Source organism: Lachnospiraceae bacterium KGMB03038, from assembly GCA_007361935.1.
GTDB lineage: Bacteria > Bacillota > Clostridia > Lachnospirales > Lachnospiraceae > Massilistercora.
The window spans coordinates 3,087,489-3,109,299 of sequence record CP041667.1; the positions used below are offsets into that span (position 1 = coordinate 3,087,489).

The window sequence follows — 21,811 nt, forward strand, 5'->3', positions numbered from 1 at the left end:
CCGCACTTGCTTGGCGCAGTTTATTTTTATCATCTTCATCCATTACTTATTACAGAGTCGAAGAAAAGCAGAAATCGTATTATCGTCTAACAAACTATCAATACCTAAACCGTTTAAAAGCATATTAAACGTGTCGCATCTTTTTTTCATTCCGTCTATATCTGTCATTTTAACCAAAGGATTCAACCATACATTTGTCAGTATCATGATCGCTTCCGCGATCTCATGCGGATTTTCAATCTCAATCGAACCATCCTTCATACCTTCCGTCAAGATCGGTTCTACGAAATGCGGAGCTGCAAAGTCGTATATCTGTTCTATCTGCATTGCCAGAAAGCGCGGATTGTTCAACAGACATGGGGACACTGTGAGCAATACACTTTGATTGGAATGAAGCACCGCTGTCTGGAATATTTTTCTCAATTTTTCAATAGCGTTTAAATTATGATCATCCCTTATTTCTGCAAATATTTCTGCATTTTCATTTCCAAGGCGGTGAAAGATTGCTTTTAATATATCTTCCTTGGAATCAAAGTGATGGTAGATTGCTCCTTTAGATAGTTTCGTTTCATTGATAATATCCTGTAATGAAGTATTGTCATACCCCTTTTCAGAAAACAGTCCGGCAGATACATCCAAAATTAATTTCATTGTTTCTTCCGGATATTTATTCCGTGCCATATTTCACCTCCGCATACAAACCATCGGTCTGTATATAGTATAGATTCCATCGGGAGCTCTGTCAAGGAATTTTTCAGCATAATTTTCCAGCAATAAAAAAGAGCCCGAAAACCTTAGTTTTCCGGGCTTTTGAAAGGCGCCAACCAGATTTGAACTGGTGATGAAGGTGTTGCAGACCTCTGCCTTACCACTTGGCTATGGCGCCTTATCGGGCACTCGTTTATTATAGCAAATGCCCGCATTGAAGTCAATATTTTAAAAGCCTAATTCTTCATTTACCAGGATCACTTTAATCCGTCCCGGCACCTTAGAATATCGAGTCACCAAAAATTGACAACAGATCGTATCTGGATTTTTACAGTCAAAACAGGCTCCTGTCTTACAGCACGGTGTATCCAGATCAAATCTCTGGGCGTTGATGGGCGCCGCTTCATTCCTTGCTCTGGATACCGCGTTTTCCACATCCCTGACAACCTTATTCATCCCTACGATCATCAGCACGTTTCTGGGACCTGCGCAGATTGCCGAAACACGGTTTCCATAGCCATCGATATTGACCAGCACGCCATCCTCTGATACCGCGTTTGCGCTGGACAGGAAAAAGTCACAGTCATAGGCGGCCAGTTCCCGCTCCCGTTTCTCCTGCGGTGTCTTTGCCTCATCCCGGTTATATACCGTATAACCGCCTTGACAGACCGCATCTTTTAACCCGATCTCCGCGATCGACATCGAACCGCCCCAGCCAATAGAACTTCCCTCCGGGATCAGCTCCAGCGCTTTTTTCAGCGCTTCTTCCTTTGTCTCCGCGTAAAATCCCTCCACATTTCGAGATTCTAAAGCTTTGATAACCTTCTCTCCTAATAGTTTATTCCGTTTGATCCGATTTTTATTCATCCGGTCCACCTCCTTGGGTTATTATAACATATTTCAATTGGGGCCGGGGGATTTTTAAAAATCCCCCGGCCCCAATTCAGACTGTAGACAAAGTTGGTGCTGGAGCCTAGCTCCAGCACCACTCTTTTTGCCAAAATGCCAACTCCCATATTTTTTTATAAAAGATAAAAAAGAATCCTGATTTTTTGTCCTGCCTTTCCCTTACATCCAGAATCTTTGCCAGCTTTTTCAGATTCATGCACGCAAAGGTCAGCCCCGCTTTCATTCTCATTCGGGCGTTGCCGATGTATTGTGTGTATCGAAATCCATGCTGTTCTTTTGCACTTCCGAACAATCTCTCAATGGTTTCTTTTCTCAACATATAGATCTCTTTGTTCCCGAGAGTATAGCGGATATCCTCACTGGTTTCCAGATACTCTTCCCAAATGTGGCGGGAGATCGTTTTTTCATGCTCTTTGCTTTCTGTACAGTTGCAAAGGTAAGGGCAGGTTTTACAGATGCTTTTATCGCTCTTGTATTCTTTGTACCCCTCCCGGTTCGTTGTCCGATAAGTAAGGATCTGATCCGCCGGACAGATATAGCAGTCATTGTACTCATCGTAGACATACTCATATTTCTTGAAGAATCCATCTTTTGTCATGGGCCTTTTATACGGAAACAGAGGCTGTATCCCGTCTTTTAACAATTCTCGGGCGATTGCTGGAGTCTTAGATCCGGCATCCAATACCATCATCTCCATATCCAGGTCTTTCAACTTGTCGTACAAAGGCTTCCATGTCCTGCTGTCATGTTCATTCCCTGGATGCACAGTATAACCTAAGATCCACCCGTGCTTGTCACATGCAGTCTCTATGTTGTATGCAAAAACATGTTTATGTTCGCCTTTTCGGAACCACCCGCTTTCCGGATCTGAAGTACTGCATTTTTGCGTTTTGGCTCCTTCCGGGATCTCGTCTGAAGAACCGCTTTCACCAGAAGTGCCGCTACCCGCTGCAGGCGGTGTAGTTGAATCATCCTTTTTTTCTTTTAAAGGTTTCTTTCCATGATTTTTGCGGTCTTCATTGATTTCTTTTTTTAACTCCTCCTCATACCATAGAGCTTCTTGAGATGCAATCCTCTTTCGCCTCTTTTTGCTGTTCGCACAGGCTTTTACATGGGTAGAATCCACAAACACGGTAGACGTATCTACCAGATGAAACTTCATACATTGTTCGAGGATATGGGAAAAGATCTGTTCAAACAGTTCCGTATCCTTAAAACGCCGGGTATAGTTTTTCCCAAAAGTAGAAAAGTGAGGAACTGGATCCAGCATATCCAGACCGAGAAACCAACGATACGCTACATTCACTTCGATTTCTTTGATCGTCTGGCGCATACTTTTAATCCCATAGAGATACTGGATAAAAGGGATTTTGATCAGCATCACCGGATCCATGCTCGGCCTTCCGTTATCTGCACAATACTTGTCTTCTACAAGATCGTAAATAAAGTTCCAGTCAATTGCCCGGTCAATCTTTCGGAGCATGTGATCCTTTGGCACCATGTCATCCATGCTGAACAGCATCATTTGTTCTCTTTTTTTATCGGCATCTCTTGTCATCATAAGCGGGCCCTCCTTATAGGATAATTATACCATGTGCAGAGAACGCACCGCTTAACTTTCGAGTTGATAAGTAGGGGATTTTTCTTGATAAAAACCGGAAGAATCATTAAAATGTTGATAACTACAATAGAAAAGCCCCGGTGTAAACCGGGGACTTTGTCTACAGTCTGAATTGGGGCCGGGGGATTTTTAAAAATCCCCCGGCCCCAATTGAAAATGCCCTGTCCCTAATTAAAATCTCGCTCCCGCATCCGCCTTCTCCGTTCCTTCCAATCTGGCAGGAACCGAGTCATATACGCCTGAAACCGTTGATTATGACTGGGTTCGATCAAATGGCACAACTCATGGACAACGATGTATTCCAAAATTTCTTCCGGAAAGTAGTAGAGCCTGGTATTGATCCGGATCTTTCCCGTATTTACAGTACAGCTCCCCCAACGGGTCTTCATCCTCCGCAAAGTCCATCCGGAAGCGTGGACTTTCATCTGCGGTTCCCACTTTTTTGCGTAATACATCACTTTCTTTCTCAGAATTTCCTTTTGCGCTTTGCCAAGATCCGGTTCTATTTCCTTTCTGGCCGCCGCTTCACGCATAGCAAGCTGATGATTCTTGATCCAGGTTTCTTTGCTCTTTACAAAGTCTCGGATTCGTTTTTCCGGGACCTGTTTGGGCGCTGTTACCAGCACCTGTCCATCAGGCGGTTTCAGGTAAAGATTTATGTTTTTTACTCTTCGATATTCAATTGTAACTGGAATTTGATTGATATAAATTATTTTCGCCATGGGTTTATCATACCAGATTTTATTTAATTGGGGACAGGGTATTTTTCATCGGGGCCGGGGGATTTTTAAAAATCCCCCGGCCCCGATGAAAAATAGTTGTAACTTTCTCCCTTTTCTGTTATACTTTTCTCCAGACAAAGGCGTCTGAATACAGAATCTAGTCTGTATTCAGACGCCTTTTTTGCTTTCGATGAGCAAATGTATTTTATATATTATATTGTTACGGAGGGTGATTTTATGTGTTCTATCATGGGATACTGTTCTGACAGTGCAGACTTGGAATTATTTAAAAAAGGATTTGACCGGACCATCTCCCGCGGACCAGACGATACGCGGATCATGGATACAGGCCATGGTCTTCTTGGCTTCCATCGGCTGGCGATCATGGGGTTAACAGATGAGGGTATGCAGCCTTTCTCTCTGGATAAGGATGTGCTGGTCTGCAATGGCGAGATCTATGGTTTCCGTCCGATCAAGAAAAATCTGGAAACAAAGGGATACGTTTTCCAAAGCGACAGCGACTGTGAAATTCTGCTGCCGCTCTATCGGGAATATGGAGCGGACATGTTTGCCATGCTGGATGCGGAATTTGCCCTGATCCTCTACGACGGCCAAACCCAAGAATATCTGGCAGCCCGGGATCCCATCGGCATCCGTCCTCTTTATTATGGATATGACAAAGAGGGCGCCATCATTTTTGCCAGTGAAGCGAAAAATCTGGTGGACCTATGTGACCGGATCATGCCTTTCCCGCCCGGCCATTATTACAAAAACGGAGAATTCATCTGCTACCGGGATATCACAAAGGTGGCCAAAGTCTGTACTGATGATCTGGAAACAATCTGCCGGAACATTCATAACAAACTCTGTGCCGGCATTGAAAAGCGCCTGGATTCCGATGCGCCCCTTGGCTTTCTCTTAAGCGGCGGGCTGGATTCTTCTTTAGTCTGCGCTGTATCTGCCAAACTTCTGGATCGGCCGATCCGTACCTTTGCCATCGGTATGAGCGAAGATGCCATCGATCTGAAATATGCCAAAGAGGTGGCCGATTATATCGGGAGCGACCACACCGAGGTCATCATCACCAGGGATCAGGTGATCGGAGCCCTTCCCGATGTGATCCAGGCTCTTGGGACCTACGATATCACTACCATCCGGGCTTCCATCGGCATGTACCTGATCTGCAAGGCTATCCATGAGACTACGGATGTACGGGTCCTTATGACAGGAGAAATCTCCGATGAATTATTCGGCTATAAATATACAGATTTTGCGCCATCGCCTGAAGAATTCCAGAAGGAATCTGTAAAACGGATCCATGAGATCCACATGTATGACGTACTTCGGGCGGACCGCTGTATCAGCGTCCACTCTATGGAAGCCAGAGTTCCTTTTGGAGATCTGGACTTTGCCTCCTATGTCATGTCCATTGATCCCGCCAAGAAGATGAACACCTACAACAAGGGAAAATATCTCCTGCGCCGCGCTTTTGAAGGGGATTACCTGCCCCAAGATATCCTGATGCGGGAGAAGGCGGCCTTCTCCGATGCGGTAGGTCATTCTATGGTAGATTACCTAAAGGAATACGCCCAGCAGAAATACAGTGACGCTGAATTTGAAGAAAAGCGCGAGGCTTACACCCACGCCGCTCCGTTCACCAAGGAATCCCTCCTGTACCGGGAAATCTTTGAACAATTTTATCCAGGACAGTCCCAAATGGTGACGGACTTCTGGATGCCGAACAAAGAGTGGGAAGGCTGCGATGTGGACGACCCGTCGGCCAGAGTACTGTCCAACTACGGAGACAGCGGGAAATAATCAATCGGGGCCGGGGGATTTTTAAAAATCCCCCGGCCCCGATTGATAAATTCTATTTACTCTGCTGTCTCTTCTCCTTCCGCCTCTTCCGCTGCCGCAGCCCGGATCTCTGTTACCGTCACGACCGCCGTCTCTGGATCTGTCGTTAGGTCTATATCTGGATTGGAGGCAATCGCAAGATCGCCAACCTTGATCGTGTCACCCAGTTTCATATCTCCCACATCGACTTTCACTTTGTCTACCAATGCTGACGGATAAGCTTTGTACGCGACTTCATGCAAGAGCTGCTCCACCAGCCCGGTATTGACTTTCTCGTGGTTCAGCAGGATGATCTCTGCCACAGAGTGTACTTTCTCGTTGCTTACCAGGGCTTGAAAGTCAATTTCATCTACGCGCCCTTTCATTGTGTTAAAATCCACTTCTTTGATCAGCACATTCATAGTCTGCCCTTCGATATCCAGCATGATCTGGCTTCCTTTGCCGCTGGTCTTCAGCAGACGCTCAACTGCCGGCTTCTCCATCTTGACCGGGATCGATCCTTCCATGTCTCTCCCGAATACATTGCCGGTGACAAACCCTTCCCTTCTTAATTTCTTTGCCTTGATGTCCATGCTCCGTTTTTCAGCTTTTAAAGTATCCATTTGTCTCTTCCTCCAAAAATCTGATCACTTAGCAGCCTTCACATTTGAATGTTCCAAAATCGAATCTCAAACAGGCAGGTCGTTAAGTAGGTTATCTTGCTACATTTGTATTATAACACCTATGTCAAGGGGGGGTAAAAGAAAATTTCTGCTTTGATTGACGTTTCCCGCAAGATACGGTAGAATATCATGAAATGTTTGTAAATAATGATTGTGCATACGAATTAAAAAATTGGAGGAAAAGAACAATTATGTCTGCTTTGCTGATCGCCGCGATCATCTGTATGACGCTGGCTCTTACCTTTTATACCATCGGCGTTTTCTCCGAACGCCGCAGAGGCACCCTTCTTAAATGGCATGCCCTGGTCTTTTGGATCGGATTTCTCTTTGATACGACCGGAACAACCGTTATGGGCCGGATCGCGGGGGATGGTTTTCACTTCAACCTGCATGGGATCACTGGACTGATCGCCCTTCTGCTGATGGCATTTCACGCAGTCTGGGCTACTGTCATCCTGATCGCCAAAAAAGAACACGCAAAACAAACGTTCCACAAATTCAGCATTATGGTCTGGGCCATTTGGCTGATCCCGTATGTGCTTGGGATGTTTATTGGAATGAAGGGATGATCGGATCCCTATTGTTGATACGGAGGATTCAGCATGACGGCTTTTAAAAAATTTTTCAAAAAATATATCCCTCTCGGACTTCTCCTTTTTGCTCTGCTCCTTCCATCCGGCTGTGATTCTTTCAGGGAAGAAGCGGCGATTCCTTCCTCTCCCAGCGCCGAATCTCTTGAACAGATCCCGGCCTACCAGGGGGAACCTTACGTGGAAATCAATAACAACCAACCAGATTTTACCGATGAGGAATTGGAGCCTGACTCTTACGAATTTTACAGTGAACTGGATGATCTGGGGCGCTGCGGAACTGCCCAGGCCTGCATTGGAGAAGATCTGATGCCCACGGAAGACCGGGAAGCCATTGGACAGATCAAGCCCTCCGGCTGGCACACTGTAAAATACGCAGGCGTTGACGGCAATTATCTCTACAACCGCTGCCATCTCATCGGATTTCAGCTGACTGCCGAAAATGCCAATCCAAAGAATCTCATCACCGGGACCCGTTCCATGAATGTAGACGGTATGCTTCCTTTTGAAAATCAGGTGGCCGAGTATATCCACAAAACGGATAATCATGTCCTCTATCGAGTCACGCCTATTTTTGAAGGAGATAATCTGGTTGCCTGCGGTGTTCAGATGGAGGCCGAATCCGTGGAAGACGAGGGAGAGGGCGTTTCATTTAATGTCTATGTCTACAATGTACAAAAAGGGGTAGTCATTGACTACTCTAACGGCAGCAGCGAAGAGGGGAATCCTGCTGGAGATCCTCAGACCACTCCCGCTTCCGGCAGCGCGGCGGCTGGCGATACCGATTCTGAAGATTCCGCCTCCGACAGCCAGACTGCCAAAGGAGACACTTACATTTTGAACAAAAACACTCAGAAATTCCACCTTCCCGATTGCTCCAGCGTTCCTGATATCAAAGCACGGAATAAAGAAAACTATACAGGGACCCGCGAAGAACTGTTGGAACGGGGATACTCCCCCTGCGGGAACTGCAATCCCTAATCCGCCAACAAAAGCCTTCACATCCAAGCCGCGGAGCTGATGCGCGGCTTTCAAACGATTATTCTCTATAAAGAAAGAAGGAACCAGCATGATCCACAACGTTTTATTCGATCTGGACAACACTTTATTTGATTTTGATAAGGCGGAATCCCGTGCCGTAAGCTACACTCTACGGGAGCTTGGAATCGATCCAACCCCCGCGGTGGTTAAGCGTTACAGCGAATTAAACCTGGAACAGTGGAAACTCTTAGAACTTGGGAAACTGACCCGCAGAGAAGTAAAACTGCGCCGTTATCAGCTTTTGTTTGAGGAGCTTCATGTTGACTGTTCCGCCGCCAGGGCCGCAAAAATCTACGAGACCCAGCTTGGCATCGGACACTATTTTATAGAAGGAGCGCCGGAACTGCTGGAGACATTATATGGAAACTATTTGCTCTTCCTTGTCACCAACGGCACGGCCAGCGTGCAGAAAAGCCGGCTTAAGAGCGCCGGCATCGAGCGGTATTTTGAAGCTGTTTTCATTTCTGAGGAAATGGGCGCGGACAAGCCCAGCAGCGCTTATTTTGACGCCTGCTTCTCCCGGATTCCGAATTTTCAGAAAGGAGAGGCTGTCATCATCGGAGACAGCCTGACTTCTGATATAAAAGGCGGCATCAATGCCGGCATCCGGACGATCTGGTTTAATCCCAGCGGCACAGAGAATCCCGCAGACATCCGGCCGGATTTTGAGATCCGGTCTCTGAACCAGATCCCAGCGCTTTTGGAACGGCTTAGATGATCACAGAAACCTGTTTCCTCTGTCCGCGGAGAGAAAGGGAATGTTTATGAAGAAAGCAAACAGCTCGGAGAAAAAAATCCTCTATATCTCATTTATCCTGATCCAGAGTCTGGTCTACGGCATCGGAAATCCTTTGACTAAGGTAGCTTATCACAGTATTTCACCGCTGTGGCTGCTGGCCGCCCGGTACTGTTTGCTCCGATCCTTTTTTCTCTTGTCTTTCACAGGCCCTATTCCTACAAACGTCTCCCCCTCCAGCTTATCACCATCCTGGGGCTGTTTTTCCTGTGCTGCAATACAGGAACATTTTCCTTTGGGCCGGGGGAGGCTTTGGCTCTTCTGGACGCTCTCTGCCTGGCCGGCGTTCTGGTCTTTGGCGAGAAGGCCCTTGCACAGATGGATGTATTATCCGTCACCGGACTCCAGATTGGCGTTACTATGGTCTTAAGCCTGGCGGGCGCCCTGCTGTTTGACGATGTCTCCAGGCTTCCGTCTGTGGAACCGGAAGCCTGGCTGGTGGTACTCTACCTTGCGGCTGTCTGCACCATTGCCGCCTATCTTCTGCAAAATAAAGCGGTGGCGCATCTCAATGCCTCCACCGTTTCTATGCTCCAATGCACCCAGCCCATCCTGACATCCCTGGTAGCTTATTTTCTTCTGGGAGAGACTCTGAATGGCCTGGGATTGACCGGCGCTGTACTGATCATCCTCTGCCTTTTGGCAGACAGCCGCTACAGCTCGTTATAGATCAATGTCAGGATCATCTGGGCGGTCTCTACCATATTCCGCCCAGAATCCATACTGCTTTTCTGGATATAGCGGAACGCCTCTTCCTCTGTCATATGGTTGCGTTCCATCAACACATACTTGGCGTTCTTGATATAATTTTCTTCCCGCTCTGTCCTCTTGGGACGTTTCGCCTTCTTTCCGCCCAGCCTCTGATCCAGATTTTCCAGCATCATTCGGACGGTGTCGATAAATTCTGCCGCTTTCAAAGGCATGGTAACCGCTACCAGACCTTCTTCCCTGCGGCTGCTGACATTCTGCCTGGTATCTAGGAGAAGGACCTCAAAAAAACGGGGCAGACAATTTACCAGGTCTGTATAATACATATCCGGCAGACGTACCTTTGTGATCACAATCCCATGGGAGAGACGTCCCGCCTCCTGGAGAGCCGCGGAAGCCGTACTGACGATCCTGGCGTCGCTGTATCCATAGCGAAGAAGTATCTCTTTAATTTTTCTGGCTTCCTCCGCTTTCGCAAACGCAAGAATAATGCTTCCCATCTGTCTCCCTCCACTGTCTGCTGCCTCACATAGATATCTCCTGTCTGGATCGTCTTAGAATTTATGAAGATATTCCCTCATTTCCCAATCTGTTACTTCTTTGGCATAACGTTCCCATTCTTTCTGCTTCTCCTTAATATACATCGATGCATATCCCTCGCCCAATGTGTTTCTTAAAAAAGCATCCTCCGCGAAAGCAGCAACCGCTTCCTTCAAGGTACCTGGCAGAGCTCCCGCTTTTTCTTCTACTGGCGGAAGTTCTTTGTCCTGTCTCATTCCATCCATGCCTGCGGCCACTGCCGCGGCAATCGTCAGATACGGGTTTGCCGCTCCATCCGGCAGTTTCCATTCTACGCAGATCTCCCGGTTTTCCCCTTCTGTCACCAGGATCGGCGCGTGATAGTCTTCCTTGGACCAGAAACGTTCCGTAGGCGCGTAGAACCGGGCTTTCATCCTTTTGTAAGAGTTGACTACCGGATTAGAAATCGCCGTGATCCCATTCATATGTTCCAGAAGCCCGGCAATAAACCCATGCGCTTCCCGGCTCATTCCATCCGCCGCGGCTGGATCGGTGAAAATATTTTTCCCATCCCGGAAAACCGCAATATTCAAAGACATGGCAGATCCTGGAAGGTCCGTTCTCGGTTTCGGCATGAAGGTAGCATGCAGACCGTGTCTTTGGGCAACTGTTCTGACGGTAGAGCGGAAGGTCACCACCTGATCCGCCACCTTGACTCCACGGGATGGTTTGAAATCCACCTCGTGCTGGGCCGGCGCGTTTTCATGATGAGAAGATTTGATCTCAAAGCCCATTTCTTCCAAGGTCAAAATCATATCCCGGCGGGCGTTCTCTCCTCCATCTAACGGCGCCACATCCAGGTATCCGGCCATTTCTCCCGTCTCTGTCGTCGGCCTGCCCTCTTCGTCCGTCTGGAACAAGAAGAATTCACATTCCGGATAAAGGTCAATATGGTATCCCTCTTTCTTTGCTTCCTCCAGCACCCGCCGCAGAATACAGCGAGGACTTTCTTCCAAAAGATTTCCCTGACGGTCCGTCAAGTCGCATAGAAACCTCGCCACCTTTCCCTGTTGGGGCCGCCAAGGAAGAATCGCAAAGGTATCCAGATCCGGTTTCAAAAAAATCTGTCTGTGTCCCAATTCATTCATCCCTGTAATGTGGAAGCCTTCCACCCGGCAGCGTCCCGCAAGCGCTTTCTCCATCTGTCCGGCAGTCACCGCAATGTTTTTCAACATTCCAAATAAATCTACAAACTGAAGCCTGATAAACTTAACGTCCTCATCCTCGATCATTTCCAGGATCTCCCGCTCTGTAAACTTCGCCATTTTTTACCCTCCATTATTTTAAGGATTTTCTTTTATTATAACATTTTTCGTTGGGGCCGGGGGATTTTTAAAAATCCCCCGGCCCCGATTGAAAATGCCCTGTCCCTTTTTGACTTTTCCATCGGTTGGTCTATGACAGATTACTATATCCCATAAGAGAAGCATCTACCGCCTTCGCGACTTCCCGCCCTTCATGAATGGCCCATACTACCAAGGATTGTCCTCTTCGCATATCTCCAGCGGCGAATACTCTCTGCACGGAGGTTTCATATTGTTTCTCTGCCACGGTGCCTCTGCTGGTCTTCTCCACCTGAAAGGCTTTCAGGATCTCGTCCTGAGCTCCGGTAAATCCGGCGGCGATCAGGACAAGGTCGGCCGGGATTTCTTTCTCGCTTCCCGACACCGGGACCATGTCCAGCCGCCCTGTCTTCTCGTTTTTCTTTGCTTCCAGCCCTACGGTGCGGATCTTACAGAGCTGTCCCTTTTCATTTCCAATGAATTCCCGGACGGTGGTCTGGTAGATCCGTGGATCTCGGCCAAATACCGCGATTGATTCCTCCTGGCCGTAATCGGTCTTTAAGACTCTTGGCCACTCCGGCCAAGGATTTGATTCTGTCCGCATTTTTGAAGGCTTTGGCATCATTTCTAACTGTGTCACAGATTTGGCTCCCAAACGGATAGCCGTTCCCACGCAGTCGTTTCCCGTATCTCCGCCTCCAATGACGATCACATGTTTCCCCTTTGCCAGGGAATAAGGCACACTCTGAAAATCTGAATCCAGCAGGGTCTTGGTCACTTCTGAGAGAAAATCCACAGCAAATCGGATTCCTTTAAGTTCCCTCCCCGGCGCCTGAATATCCCTTGCCTTAGCCGCTCCACAGGCCAGGATCACCCTGTCGTATTCCTTGAGAAGGTCTTTTGCTTTCTTATCTTTCCCGATCTCTACGCCTGTGACAAATGTGACTCCTTCTTCTTCCATCAGCTTCCGCCGCCGCGCGATCACCCATTTCTCCAGCTTCATATTGGGGATTCCATACATCAAAAGTCCTCCCACGCGGTCGCTGCGCTCGAACACCGTCACTTCGTGTCCCCGCCTGTTTAGCTGAAACGCCGCCGCCAAACCGGAAGGTCCGCTCCCTACCACAGCCACGCGGTAGCCTGTACGCGCCTTTGGCGGACCAACCCTTACCAGATCATGGGCAAAGGCGTACTCAATGATCGCCCGCTCATTTTCTTTGGTGGAAACCGGCTCTGTATTTACGTTGCAGGTACACGCCGCCTCACACAAAGCGGGACATACCCGTGAGGTAAATTCCGGGAAACAATTGGTCTTCTGCAGCCGCTGATAAGCGCCCTCCAGATTATCCCGATACACCAGATCATTAAACTCTGGCACCAGATTATGCAGAGGACAGCCGGAAGCCATTCCGGCCAGCATATTGCCAAACTGGCAGAACGGAACCCCGCACTCCATACATCTTGCCCCCTGGACCTGCTGTTCCTTTGGAGGCAGGCTTTCATGGAATTCATGGAAATCCCGGATTCTTTCTTCCGGTTCCCGCACAGGCCCTGTTTTTCGCTCATATTCTAAAAATCCTGTCGCTTTTCCCATTTCCTAGTTCCCTCCTGTCCGTTTCTGACCCGTGCTTTCATAGAAGGCTTCCACCTGTGCCTGCTGCGGATCCATTCCCAATTCTTCATAATGCAGACTTAATTTCAGGATCTTCTTATAATCATCCGGTATGATCTTCTTAAACTTAGGAAGGTAAGTATCAAAATCTTCCAAAATCTTTTGGCCTTTTGGGGATCCTGTCTTCTCTACATGCTGCCGGATCAGGTTTTTCAGCTCTTTTTTGTCCGCCTTCTGGCTGACTTCTTCCATGGACACCATTTCCTTGTTGATGTTCCGGTACAGCGCGTTCTTCTCATCCAGCACATAAGCGATTCCTCCGCTCATTCCCGCGGCAAAATTCTTTCCCGTAGGCCCAAGGATCACTGCTTTCCCGCCAGTCATATATTCACAGCCGTGATCTCCTACTCCTTCAACCACTACCTGGGCTCCTGAATTTCGAACACAGAACCGTTCTCCCGCCATTCCGTTGATAAATGCTTTCCCGGAAGTGGCTCCGTAAAAAGCCACATTTCCAATGATCATATTTTCTTCTGCCGGATAAGCCGCCTCTTTTGGCGGCGCAATGATCAACTGTCCTCCGGAAAGTCCTTTCCCAAAGTAATCGTTGCTGTCGCCTCTTAGCTCAATGGTCAGCCCTTTCGGGATAAACGCGCCAAAACTCTGGCCCCCCGTTCCCCGGCAGTGGATACAGTAAGTATCATCCGCCAGCCCTTCCGGATACCTCCGGGTGATCTCCGACCCGAAGATCGTACCGAAGGCTCTGTTTACATTCTTTACCTGGACATCCATTTCCCCTGGCTCTCCTGTTTCCAGTTTTTTCCCAAGCTTCTTTACCAGAACCTTTTCATCCAGCGTCTTCTCCAGTTCGAAGTCGTAAGTCCCTTGAACATTATTTTCCGCCGTATACGGATGGTTCAGCACCGCGCTCAGATCAATCCGGCCGCCTCTCGGATTTTCCATCGCTCTTCTGGGCTTTAGGAATTCGCTCCTTCCCACCAGCTCATCTACCGTGCGCACTCCTAAGCGCGCCATGTATTCCCGCAGTTCCTGGGCAATAAATTTCATAAAATGTACCACATACTCCGGCTTTCCCTTGAAGCATCTGCGCAGCTTTGGATTTTGGGTGGCGACCCCCATCGGACAGGTGTCTTTGTTGCATACCCGCATCATCACGCAGCCGATGGCTACCAACGGAGCCGTGGCAAATCCAAACTCTTCCGCTCCCAGCATAGCCGCGATGGCCACGTCCCGGCCGCTCATCAGCTTGCCGTCCGTCTCCACCCGTACTCTCCCCCGCAATCCGTTCTTCAGCAAGGTCTGGTGGGTTTCCGCAAGTCCCAGCTCCCAGGGCAGCCCCGCATTGTGGATGGAGCTTCCCGGCGCCGCTCCCGTTCCGCCGTCATAACCGGAGATCAGTACTACCTGAGCCCCGGCCTTTGCCACGCCTGAGGCGATGGTCCCCACCCCCGCCTCGGATACCAGCTTCACAGAGATTCTGGCATCTTTGTTGGCGTTTTTCAGATCGTAAATAAGCTGAGCCAGGTCCTCAATGGAGTATATGTCATGGTGAGGAGGCGGCGAGATCAAACTGACGCCCGGCGTGGAATACCGGGTCTTTGCGATCCAGGGATAAACCTTCTTTCCCGGCAGATGCCCTCCTTCTCCTGGTTTCGCCCCCTGGGCCATCTTGATCTGGATTTCATCCGCGCTGACCAGATACCGGCTGGTCACGCCAAAACGGCCGCTGGCCACTTGCTTGATAGCAGAGCAGCGATTTTCTTTCGTCCCTTTAGACTCCAGCCGCTCCGGCGATTCGCCTCCCTCGCCGCTGTTGGATTTCCCATGGATGGAATTCATGGCCAACGCCAGCGTTTCATGGGCCTCCTGGGAAATAGAGCCGTAGGACATGGCTCCAGTCTTGAACCGCCGGACAATGGAATCCACGCTCTCTACCTCCGACAGCGGAATCCCTTCTTCCGGATACTCAAATTCCAAAAGGCTCCTTAAGTATCCTGTCTCTTCCTGATCCACCAGGCTGGTGTACTGTTTGAACGTCTGATAATCATTGTTCCACACCGACTGCTGCAGCAGGTGGATGGTCTGCGGGTTATAACGGTGATGCTCACCCTGGCTGCGGAAATTATGGCGTCCCACGCTCTCCAGCGACAAATCTGTCTTAAGCCCCAGCGGATCAAAGGCCGTCCGATGCAGTTTCTCTACATCCTCCTGGATATCTTCCATGGTGATGCCTCCTACCCGACTGATGGTATTGGTGAAATATTCGTCGATCACTTTCTGAGAAATTCCGATGGCCTCGAAAATCTGTGCTCCCTGGTAGGATTGGATTGTAGAGATTCCCATTTTGGAAGCGATCTTAACGATACCGCTAAGTACCGCATGGTCATAATCCTGGACAGCCGCGTAATAATCCTTTTCTAAGAGTCCTTTCTCAATCATTTCCCGAATAGTCTCATGGGCCAGATAAGGATTGACCGCGCAGGCGCCGTAACCCAGGAGAGTAGCGAAATGGTGCACTTCCCTTGGTTCCCCTGATTCCAGGATCAAGGACAGCGAAGTACTCTTCTTGGTTCGCACCAGGTAGTGATGGACTGCGGAAACCGCCAACAGAGAAGGGATGGCTACATGGGTCTCATCCACACCCCTGTCCGTTAGGATCACGATCGTCGCCCCTTCTTTGTAGGCTTTATCAACTTCCAGGAAAATCCGCTCCAGCGCCTTGTCAAAAGGCGTATTCTTATAGCAGATGATAGGGACTTCAGCAACAGAAAACCCCGGCACATCCATGGCCTTGATCTTCAGAAGGTCTGTATCAGAAAGGATGGGATTGACCACTTTTAATACCTGACAGTTCTCCGGCCGCTCCTCCAGCAGATTTCCCTCTTTTCCGATATATACGCTGGTATTGGTAACAATCTCTTCCCGCACCGCGTCAATCGGCGGATTTGTCACTTGAGCAAACCGCTGTTTAAAATAATAAAACAGCGGTTGGTGTTCTTTCGAAAGGGCTGCCAAAGGAGTGTCCACTCCCATAGCCGTGATACCCTCGGAACCATTTAACGCCATTCCATAGATGGAATCATGATATTCTTCATAAGCATACCCAAAAGATTTCCGCAGTCTGGCACAGGTCTCATCGGTATACTGCTCCACCTTCTGGTTGGGAATCTTCAAGTCTTTCAGTTCGATCATATGCTGATCCAGCCACTCTCCATAAGGCTGCTTCTTGGCATAATATTCCTTCAGTTCCGCATCGCGCTCCAGCCGATGGTTCACTGTATCCGCCACCAGCAGTTTGCCCGGATGGATCCTGCCTTTTTCTTGGATATCTTCCTCCCGGATCCCTTCCAACGCGCCTGTCTCAGAAGACAAATAAAGCCAATTGTCCTTGGTCAGATAATAGCGGGAAGGGCGCAGGCCATTCCGGTCCAATACCGCTCCCATAATCTCCCCGTCACTAAACAAGATAGAAGCCGGCCCGTCCCAGGGCTCCATCATGGTCGCGTAATACTGGTGAAAGTCTTTTTCTTCCTGGGAAATAGTATCGTTATTGGCCCAAGGCTCCGGAATCGTTACCATTACCGCCAGAGGCAGATCCATTCCATTCATCATCAGAAACTCTAAAGCGTTGTCCAGCATAGCGGAATCCGATCCGTCCCGCTCAGCCACCGGAAGAATCTTGGAAAATTTCCCTTCAAAATAAGGCGATGACATATTTTCCTCCCTGGCCAGCATTTTGTCCGCGTTCCCCTGGATCGTATTGATCTCTCCGTTGTGCACGATCAAGCGGTTCGGGTGGGCCCTTTCCCAACTCGGTTCTGTGTTGGTGCTGAAGCGGGAATGGACCATGGCAATGGCTGACGTGTAATCTGCGCTCTGCAGATCTTGATAGAAAGTCCGAAGCTGTCCCACCAGGAACATCCCTTTATAAACGATAGTCCTGCTGGACAGCGAGACCACATAAGTTCCGGCGCTGCTCTGTTCAAACTCTCTGCGGACTATATAAAGACGCCGGTCAAAATCCAATCCCGCCTCGGTGTCTTTGGGCTTTGCGATAAACGCCTGCTGGATGTCCGGCATACAGGCTTTCGCCTTGCTTCCCAGTACCTCCGGTTTCGTAGGCACTTTCCTCCATCCCAGGAACTCTAATCCTTCCCCTTTGACAATCGTTTCAAACATCTTGCGGGATTCATTTTTCTTCAGCTCATTCTGGGGCAGGAAAAACATCCCGATTCCATATTCCCCTTCACTGCCGATGGTAATTCCTTCCTTCTTACATGCCTTTTGAAAAAAAGTGTCGGAGATTTGCAAAAGGATTCCCACGCCGTCTCCCGTCTTTCCTTCCGCGTCTTTCCCAGCTCGGTGTTCCAAATTTTCCACAATTTCCAGCGCTTGGCTGACTACCTTGTGGCTTTTTTCCCCGTTCAGATTCACAACCGCGCCAACGCCACAGTTTTCATGCTCAAGCATAGGACAATACAGTCCTTGATTTCCGATCATATGCCTCACCCTTTCCCTTTTTCTATCCCAGCCATGGAAATAAAAAAAGACAAAGAAGCGAAAGACCGTCCTATCTCTGGTCTTTCATGACTTCCTTGTCATTTTCTGATCTCTGTTCTGTTTTCACCCTCAGCTGTGGGTGCCTACTATTTTTTATACTCCTTTCTTGGGAATTTGTCAATCATTTCTAATTGGGGCCGGGGGATTTTTAAAAATCCCCCGGCCCCAACTAAAAATACCCTGTCCCTTTTTCATCTTCTACCGACAAGGATACTGACTGTCAAAGCATGCTTTGCAGATCTCCAGGTCTCCTACCATCTTCTGAAGTCCGTCTATCTTTAGATACCCAAGGGAATCGGCGCCTACTAGTTTCCGGATTTCTTCTTCTGTATGATCGGATGCGATCAGCAATTCATTGGAGGGTACATCTGTCCCATAATAGCAGGGATAAAGAAATGGCGGCGCGCTGATCCGCACATGGACTTCCAGGGCCCCCGCCTGTTTCAGCATCCGGATCAAATTCGCCATGGTGGTACCTCGTACGATAGAATCATCCACCAGAACGATCCGCTTTCCACGGACCACGGAGCTTAACACATTCAGCTTCAGCTTAACGCTGGACTCCCGCTCTTTCTGGGTGGGTTTGATAAAGGTCCGGCCAATGTAACTATTTTTATAAAACGCCAGTTCAAAGGGAATCTTCGATTTCTTCGCGTATCCTCTGGCCGCCGTGATTCCCGATTCCGGCACTCCAGTCACCAGGTCCGCCTCCACGGGATAGGTCTGGGCCAGTATTTCTCCCGCCCGGATTCTGGCGTCATACACTTTAATCCCATCGATCACACTGTCCAGCCGGGCAAAATAAATGTATTCAAAAACGCAGTGCGCGCATGCTCCAACCTTGTCCGCATGTTCTGCCTGGAGTTCTTTGTTAGAATCAATCCCCTCCGGGGTAATCGTCACCACCTCTCCCGGCTCCACATCCCGGATAAATTCCGCTCCTACGGAAGACAGCGCGCAGCTCTCCGAAGCAATCACATAGGCCTCCTCCCGCTTCCCAATGCATAAAGGCTTCAGGCCAAATGGGTCCCGGACCGCGATCAGCTTCCTGGGACTTGTGACTACCAGCGCATATGCTCCTTTCAATTTCCTTGCCGTACGCAGGACTGCCTCCTCCACGCTTTTGCTGTGTACCCGCTCTCTTGCGATATAGTAAGCGATCATCTCAGAATCCGTTGTCGTATGGAAGACCGCCCCTCCATAGACCAGCTCCTTTTTTAATTCTTCCGCATTTACCAGATTCCCATTATGGGCCAGCGCCAGAGTTCCTTTGATATAATTGAGTACCAGCGGCTGCGCATTCTCCCGCACCGATGCTCCTGTAGTAGAGTACCGTACATGGCCGATCCCCAGATTTCCATGGAGCTTTTCCAGCGTCTCTTCCTTAAACACTTCGCTGACAAGCCCCAAATTCTTGTGATAGGCAATATTCCCCTGAGGTCCGTTTGTATCGGATACTGCAATCCCGCAGGACTCCTGCCCCCGATGCTGCAGCGAACATAAGCCATAGTAGATCGAGGCCGCTACATCCTGGCCGCTTTTGTCGTAGATCCCGAATACCCCGCACTCCTCTTTTACACCTGTTTCTATGATAGTCTGAATATCTGTGCTCATAGTTCTTCCTCCGCTTAAAAATAAAAAAAGACAAAAAAGCCAGAACCTTTCCCTAAGGTTGCTAAATGACTTCTTTGTCACTATTTCTTATACTCCTTTTCAAAAGATTTGTCAATTTGGGCCGGGGGATTTTTAAAAATCCCCCGGCCCAAATGAAATATTTGTGAAATTTTTTTCAAAAATCAGATTGACTTTTTTTGATTTTGGTGTATACTACATGGCATAAAGCAAGGGCGCTTTGGATTTTCCAAAGTGCCTTTTTTCGATGCTGATTTTCAGAATCGAATCTCTTTGCTATATCCATGAAGAATTATAACGCTGCCAGAAATAGGGCTGAGAAAGGAGCTGCTTTTATGAGTGACACACCCAAAATGATACCGGAATTATATGGAAGTCTTGTCTTTAATGATAAGGTAATGCGGGAACGGCTTCCCAAGGATATTTACAAGGCTCTCCATAAAACCATACAAAACGGCACCCATCTGGAGCTGGACGTTGCCGATGTGGTAGCATCCGCCATGAAAGAATGGGCCGTAGAAAACGGGGCCACCCACTTTACCCACTGGTTCCAGCCAATGACCGGATTTACCGCGGAGAAGCACGACAGTTTCATTTCTCCTGACCAGGACGGCCAGGTTATCATGGAATTCTCCGGGAAAGAGCTGATCAAAGGCGAACCTGATGCCTCCAGTTTTCCTTCCGGCGGACTTCGGGCCACCTTTGAAGCCAGGGGATATACCGCGTGGGACCCTTCCTCTCCGGCCTTTATCAAGGACGGCTCTTTGTACATCCCTACCGCTTTTTGTTCCTACAGCGGCGAAGCGCTCGACAAGAAAACGCCTCTTCTTCGTTCCATGGATGCCCTGAATGAAGCGGCAGTAAGGGTGCTCCACCTTCTTGGAAGAGATGATGTCAGCAGAGTGGATACTACCATCGGTTCCGAACAAGAGTATTTTTTGATCGACAAAGATCTGTATAAGAAGCGCAAGGATCTGCTTTTCTGTGGGAGGACGCTGTTGGGCGCTCCCGCTCCCAAGGGTCAGGAAATGGAGGATCACTACTTTGGCGTTCTGAAGCCCAAAGTATCCGCTTACATGCACGATCTGGATGAAGAGCTCTGGAAACTAGGGGTGCCCGCCAAGACCAAGCACAACGAAGTAGCCCCTTCCCAGCATGAGCTGGCGCCTGTTTACAGTACGGCAAATGTAGCGGCGGATCATAACCAGCTTACCATGGAGATTATGAAGAAAGTGGCGGACAAACACCATTTCGCCTGTCTTCTCCACGAAAAACCCTTTGAAGGGATCAACGGAAGCGGCAAGCACAATAACTGGTCTCTCATCACAGATACCGGCGAAAACCTTTTGAATCCTGGGAAAACCCCTGCACAGAACCAGCAGTTTCTGCTCTTCCTGCTTGCCGTGATCAAAGCGGTAGATGAATATGCGGATCTTATGCGGATTTCTGTGGCCAGCGCGGGAAACGACCACCGGCTTGGAGGAAATGAAGCGCCTCCTGCTATTGTCTCTATCTTCCTTGGTGATGAACTGACAAAAGTCCTTCACTCTGTAGAAGAAGGGACAGACTTTGAGAAAGAGAGTCAGACTCTGATGGAGATCGGCGCCCATGTCCTTCCTCATTTTGCTAAAGATACCACTGACCGGAACCGGACTTCCCCCTTTGCCTTCACCGGAAATAAATTTGAGTTCCGTATGCCGGGAAGTTCCCTTTCTGTGGCAGAGCCAAATATCGTATTGAATACCGCGGTGGCAGAAGCGCTGAGACAAATTTATGAAGAACTGAAAGACGTGCCAAAAGAAGACCTGAAAAAAGAAGTCCAGGCCCTTCTCAAAAAGCTGATCCAAAATCACAAACGAATTCTGTTCAATGGCAACGGCTATACTCAGGAGTGGGTAGACGAGGCGGAAAAAAGAGGGCTTTACAACCTGGTATCTCTGCCAGATGCCATGCCTCATTTCATTGACGGAAAAAATATTGATCTATATACCAGGCATCACATATTCAGCAAAGAGGAGATTTATTCCCGATATGAAATCCTGCTGGAAAACTATGTAAAGACCATCCATATCGAGTCACTGGCCCTTCAGGATATGGTCAAAAAAGATTTCACACCGGCTCTGATCTCCTATGTAAGCGACATCAGCCAGGAGGTGCTGCGCAAAAAGGAATTGCTTCCCTCTCTGCCGTCCACTTATGAAGAAACCCTCATTACTACTCTCACTCACGCTTCAGAAGAAATCCTAACCGCATTGAAACGGCTGGAAAAAAGTACGGATAAGGCGGAAGGAACCGAAGATGCACTGACGACTGCCAGGTATTATCACGATAAAGTATTGGAAGATATGAACACCCTGAGGGCCGCCGTAGACCAGGCGGAAGCTCTGATCCCAGGAAGTTACCTTCCATATCCAACTTACGATGAACTATTGTTTTCACTGCGCTAAAATTGGGGCCGGGGGATTTTTAAAAATCCCCCGGCCCAGATTGAAAATGCCCTGTCCCTAATT

Annotated in this window: 16 protein-coding genes and 1 tRNA gene; 6 read left to right on the forward strand and 11 right to left on the reverse strand. The window is 48.7% G+C overall.

Annotated elements, in window-relative coordinates; genetic code table 11:
• Positions 1–42: 42 nt before the first annotated feature.
• The 5 genes from FND36_15245 to FND36_15265 all read right to left on the reverse strand — a co-directional run bounded on the left by FND36_15245 (position 43) and on the right by FND36_15265 (position 3,960).
• On the reverse strand, positions 43–681 hold the full coding sequence (locus FND36_15245) for a TetR/AcrR family transcriptional regulator (GenBank protein ID QDW75278.1): 639 nt from the start codon (positions 679–681) through the stop codon (positions 43–45).
• Between the two features lie 134 nt (positions 682–815).
• Positions 816–886, reverse strand: a tRNA-Cys gene (locus tag FND36_15250).
• A gap of 50 nt (positions 887–936) precedes the next feature.
• Positions 937–1,575 carry a lactate utilization protein gene (locus FND36_15255; protein ID QDW75279.1) on the reverse strand — a complete coding sequence of 213 codons (639 nt, stop codon included), beginning with the start codon at positions 1,573–1,575 and terminating at the stop codon, positions 937–939.
• A gap of 106 nt (positions 1,576–1,681) precedes the next feature.
• Positions 1,682–3,178, reverse strand: coding sequence for an IS1182 family transposase (locus FND36_15260; protein ID QDW75280.1), 1,497 nt, complete (start codon positions 3,176–3,178; stop codon positions 1,682–1,684).
• A 227-nt stretch (positions 3,179–3,405) separates the two neighbouring features.
• Positions 3,406–3,960 (reverse strand): M48 family metallopeptidase, encoded by a 555-nt coding sequence (locus tag FND36_15265; GenBank protein QDW75281.1) that lies wholly within the window; start codon positions 3,958–3,960, stop codon positions 3,406–3,408.
• Positions 3,961–4,197: 237 nt separating this feature from the next.
• Here FND36_15265 and FND36_15270 point away from each other — a divergent pair, with 237 nt between their 5' ends.
• Entirely contained in the window at positions 4,198–5,778 is a 1,581-nt protein-coding gene (locus FND36_15270) for an asparagine synthase B (protein QDW75282.1), read from the forward strand.
• A gap of 56 nt (positions 5,779–5,834) precedes the next feature.
• Here the strand turns inward: FND36_15270 and FND36_15275 are convergent, their stop codons facing one another.
• Entirely contained in the window at positions 5,835–6,419 is a 585-nt protein-coding gene (locus FND36_15275; GenBank protein ID QDW75283.1) for a 50S ribosomal protein L25, read from the reverse strand.
• A gap of 251 nt (positions 6,420–6,670) precedes the next feature.
• Between FND36_15275 and FND36_15280 the strand changes: the two genes are divergently transcribed.
• The 4 genes from FND36_15280 to FND36_15295 all read left to right on the forward strand — a co-directional run bounded on the left by FND36_15280 (position 6,671) and on the right by FND36_15295 (position 9,575).
• The gene (locus tag FND36_15280) at positions 6,671–7,048 is read left to right on the forward strand and encodes a TIGR03987 family protein (protein QDW75284.1); all 378 of its coding nucleotides are present in this window, start codon (positions 6,671–6,673) and stop codon (positions 7,046–7,048) included.
• Positions 7,049–7,081: 33 nt separating this feature from the next.
• Positions 7,082–8,050, forward strand: coding sequence for a hypothetical protein (locus FND36_15285; GenBank protein QDW75285.1), 969 nt, complete (start codon positions 7,082–7,084; stop codon positions 8,048–8,050).
• Between the two features lie 88 nt (positions 8,051–8,138).
• Positions 8,139–8,828 carry a noncanonical pyrimidine nucleotidase, YjjG family gene (locus FND36_15290; protein ID QDW75286.1) on the forward strand — a complete coding sequence of 230 codons (690 nt, stop codon included), beginning with the start codon at positions 8,139–8,141 and terminating at the stop codon, positions 8,826–8,828.
• 168 nt (positions 8,829–8,996) lie between these two features.
• Positions 8,997–9,575: a DMT family transporter gene (locus FND36_15295; protein ID QDW75287.1), complete on the forward strand. Its 579-nt coding sequence runs from the start codon at positions 8,997–8,999 to the stop codon at positions 9,573–9,575.
• On the opposite strand, the gene FND36_15300 is transcribed toward FND36_15295, so the two are convergent.
• The 5 genes from FND36_15300 to purF all read right to left on the reverse strand — a co-directional run bounded on the left by FND36_15300 (position 9,560) and on the right by purF (position 19,283).
• Positions 9,560–10,114 (reverse strand): ANTAR domain-containing protein, encoded by a 555-nt coding sequence (locus FND36_15300; protein QDW75288.1) that lies wholly within the window; start codon positions 10,112–10,114, stop codon positions 9,560–9,562. The genes FND36_15295 and FND36_15300 overlap by 16 nt on opposite strands.
• A gap of 54 nt (positions 10,115–10,168) precedes the next feature.
• Positions 10,169–11,458, reverse strand: coding sequence for a glutamine synthetase (locus tag FND36_15305; GenBank protein ID QDW75289.1), 1,290 nt, complete (start codon positions 11,456–11,458; stop codon positions 10,169–10,171).
• Positions 11,459–11,588: 130 nt separating this feature from the next.
• Complete coding sequence (locus FND36_15310; GenBank protein ID QDW75290.1) at positions 11,589–13,070, reverse strand: glutamate synthase subunit beta; 1,482 nt, start codon at positions 13,068–13,070, stop codon at positions 11,589–11,591.
• Between the two features lie 3 nt (positions 13,071–13,073).
• On the reverse strand, positions 13,074–17,609 hold the full coding sequence (gene gltB / locus FND36_15315) for a glutamate synthase large subunit (protein QDW75291.1): 4,536 nt from the start codon (positions 17,607–17,609) through the stop codon (positions 13,074–13,076).
• Positions 17,610–17,867: 258 nt separating this feature from the next.
• Positions 17,868–19,283: an amidophosphoribosyltransferase gene (purF, locus tag FND36_15320; GenBank protein QDW75292.1), complete on the reverse strand. Its 1,416-nt coding sequence runs from the start codon at positions 19,281–19,283 to the stop codon at positions 17,868–17,870.
• Between the two features lie 353 nt (positions 19,284–19,636).
• On the opposite strand from purF, the gene FND36_15325 reads away from it, so the two are divergent.
• Positions 19,637–21,748 carry a glutamine synthetase type III gene (locus FND36_15325; GenBank protein ID QDW75293.1) on the forward strand — a complete coding sequence of 704 codons (2,112 nt, stop codon included), beginning with the start codon at positions 19,637–19,639 and terminating at the stop codon, positions 21,746–21,748.
• The last annotated feature ends 63 nt before the right edge of the window (positions 21,749–21,811 follow it).

Coding starts and splice junctions, on each gene's coding strand:
- FND36_15290 (QDW75286.1), top strand. CDS start 8,139: ATGATCCACAACGTTTTATTCGATCTGGACAACACTTTATTTGATTTT.
- FND36_15310 (QDW75290.1), bottom strand. CDS start 13,070: ATGGGAAAAGCGACAGGATTTTTAGAATATGAGCGAAAAACAGGGCCT.
- FND36_15245 (QDW75278.1), bottom strand. CDS start 681: ATGGCACGGAATAAATATCCGGAAGAAACAATGAAATTAATTTTGGAT.
- FND36_15270 (QDW75282.1), top strand. CDS start 4,198: ATGTGTTCTATCATGGGATACTGTTCTGACAGTGCAGACTTGGAATTA.
- purF (QDW75292.1), bottom strand. CDS start 19,283: ATGAGCACAGATATTCAGACTATCATAGAAACAGGTGTAAAAGAGGAG.
- FND36_15265 (QDW75281.1), bottom strand. CDS start 3,960: ATGGCGAAAATAATTTATATCAATCAAATTCCAGTTACAATTGAATAT.
- FND36_15305 (QDW75289.1), bottom strand. CDS start 11,458: ATGGCGAAGTTTACAGAGCGGGAGATCCTGGAAATGATCGAGGATGAG.
- FND36_15260 (QDW75280.1), bottom strand. CDS start 3,178: ATGATGACAAGAGATGCCGATAAAAAAAGAGAACAAATGATGCTGTTC.
- FND36_15300 (QDW75288.1), bottom strand. CDS start 10,114: ATGGGAAGCATTATTCTTGCGTTTGCGAAAGCGGAGGAAGCCAGAAAA.
- FND36_15275 (QDW75283.1), bottom strand. CDS start 6,419: ATGGATACTTTAAAAGCTGAAAAACGGAGCATGGACATCAAGGCAAAG.
- FND36_15325 (QDW75293.1), top strand. CDS start 19,637: ATGAGTGACACACCCAAAATGATACCGGAATTATATGGAAGTCTTGTC.
- FND36_15285 (QDW75285.1), top strand. CDS start 7,082: ATGACGGCTTTTAAAAAATTTTTCAAAAAATATATCCCTCTCGGACTT.
- FND36_15280 (QDW75284.1), top strand. CDS start 6,671: ATGTCTGCTTTGCTGATCGCCGCGATCATCTGTATGACGCTGGCTCTT.
- gltB (QDW75291.1), bottom strand. CDS start 17,609: ATGATCGGAAATCAAGGACTGTATTGTCCTATGCTTGAGCATGAAAAC.
- FND36_15255 (QDW75279.1), bottom strand. CDS start 1,575: ATGAATAAAAATCGGATCAAACGGAATAAACTATTAGGAGAGAAGGTT.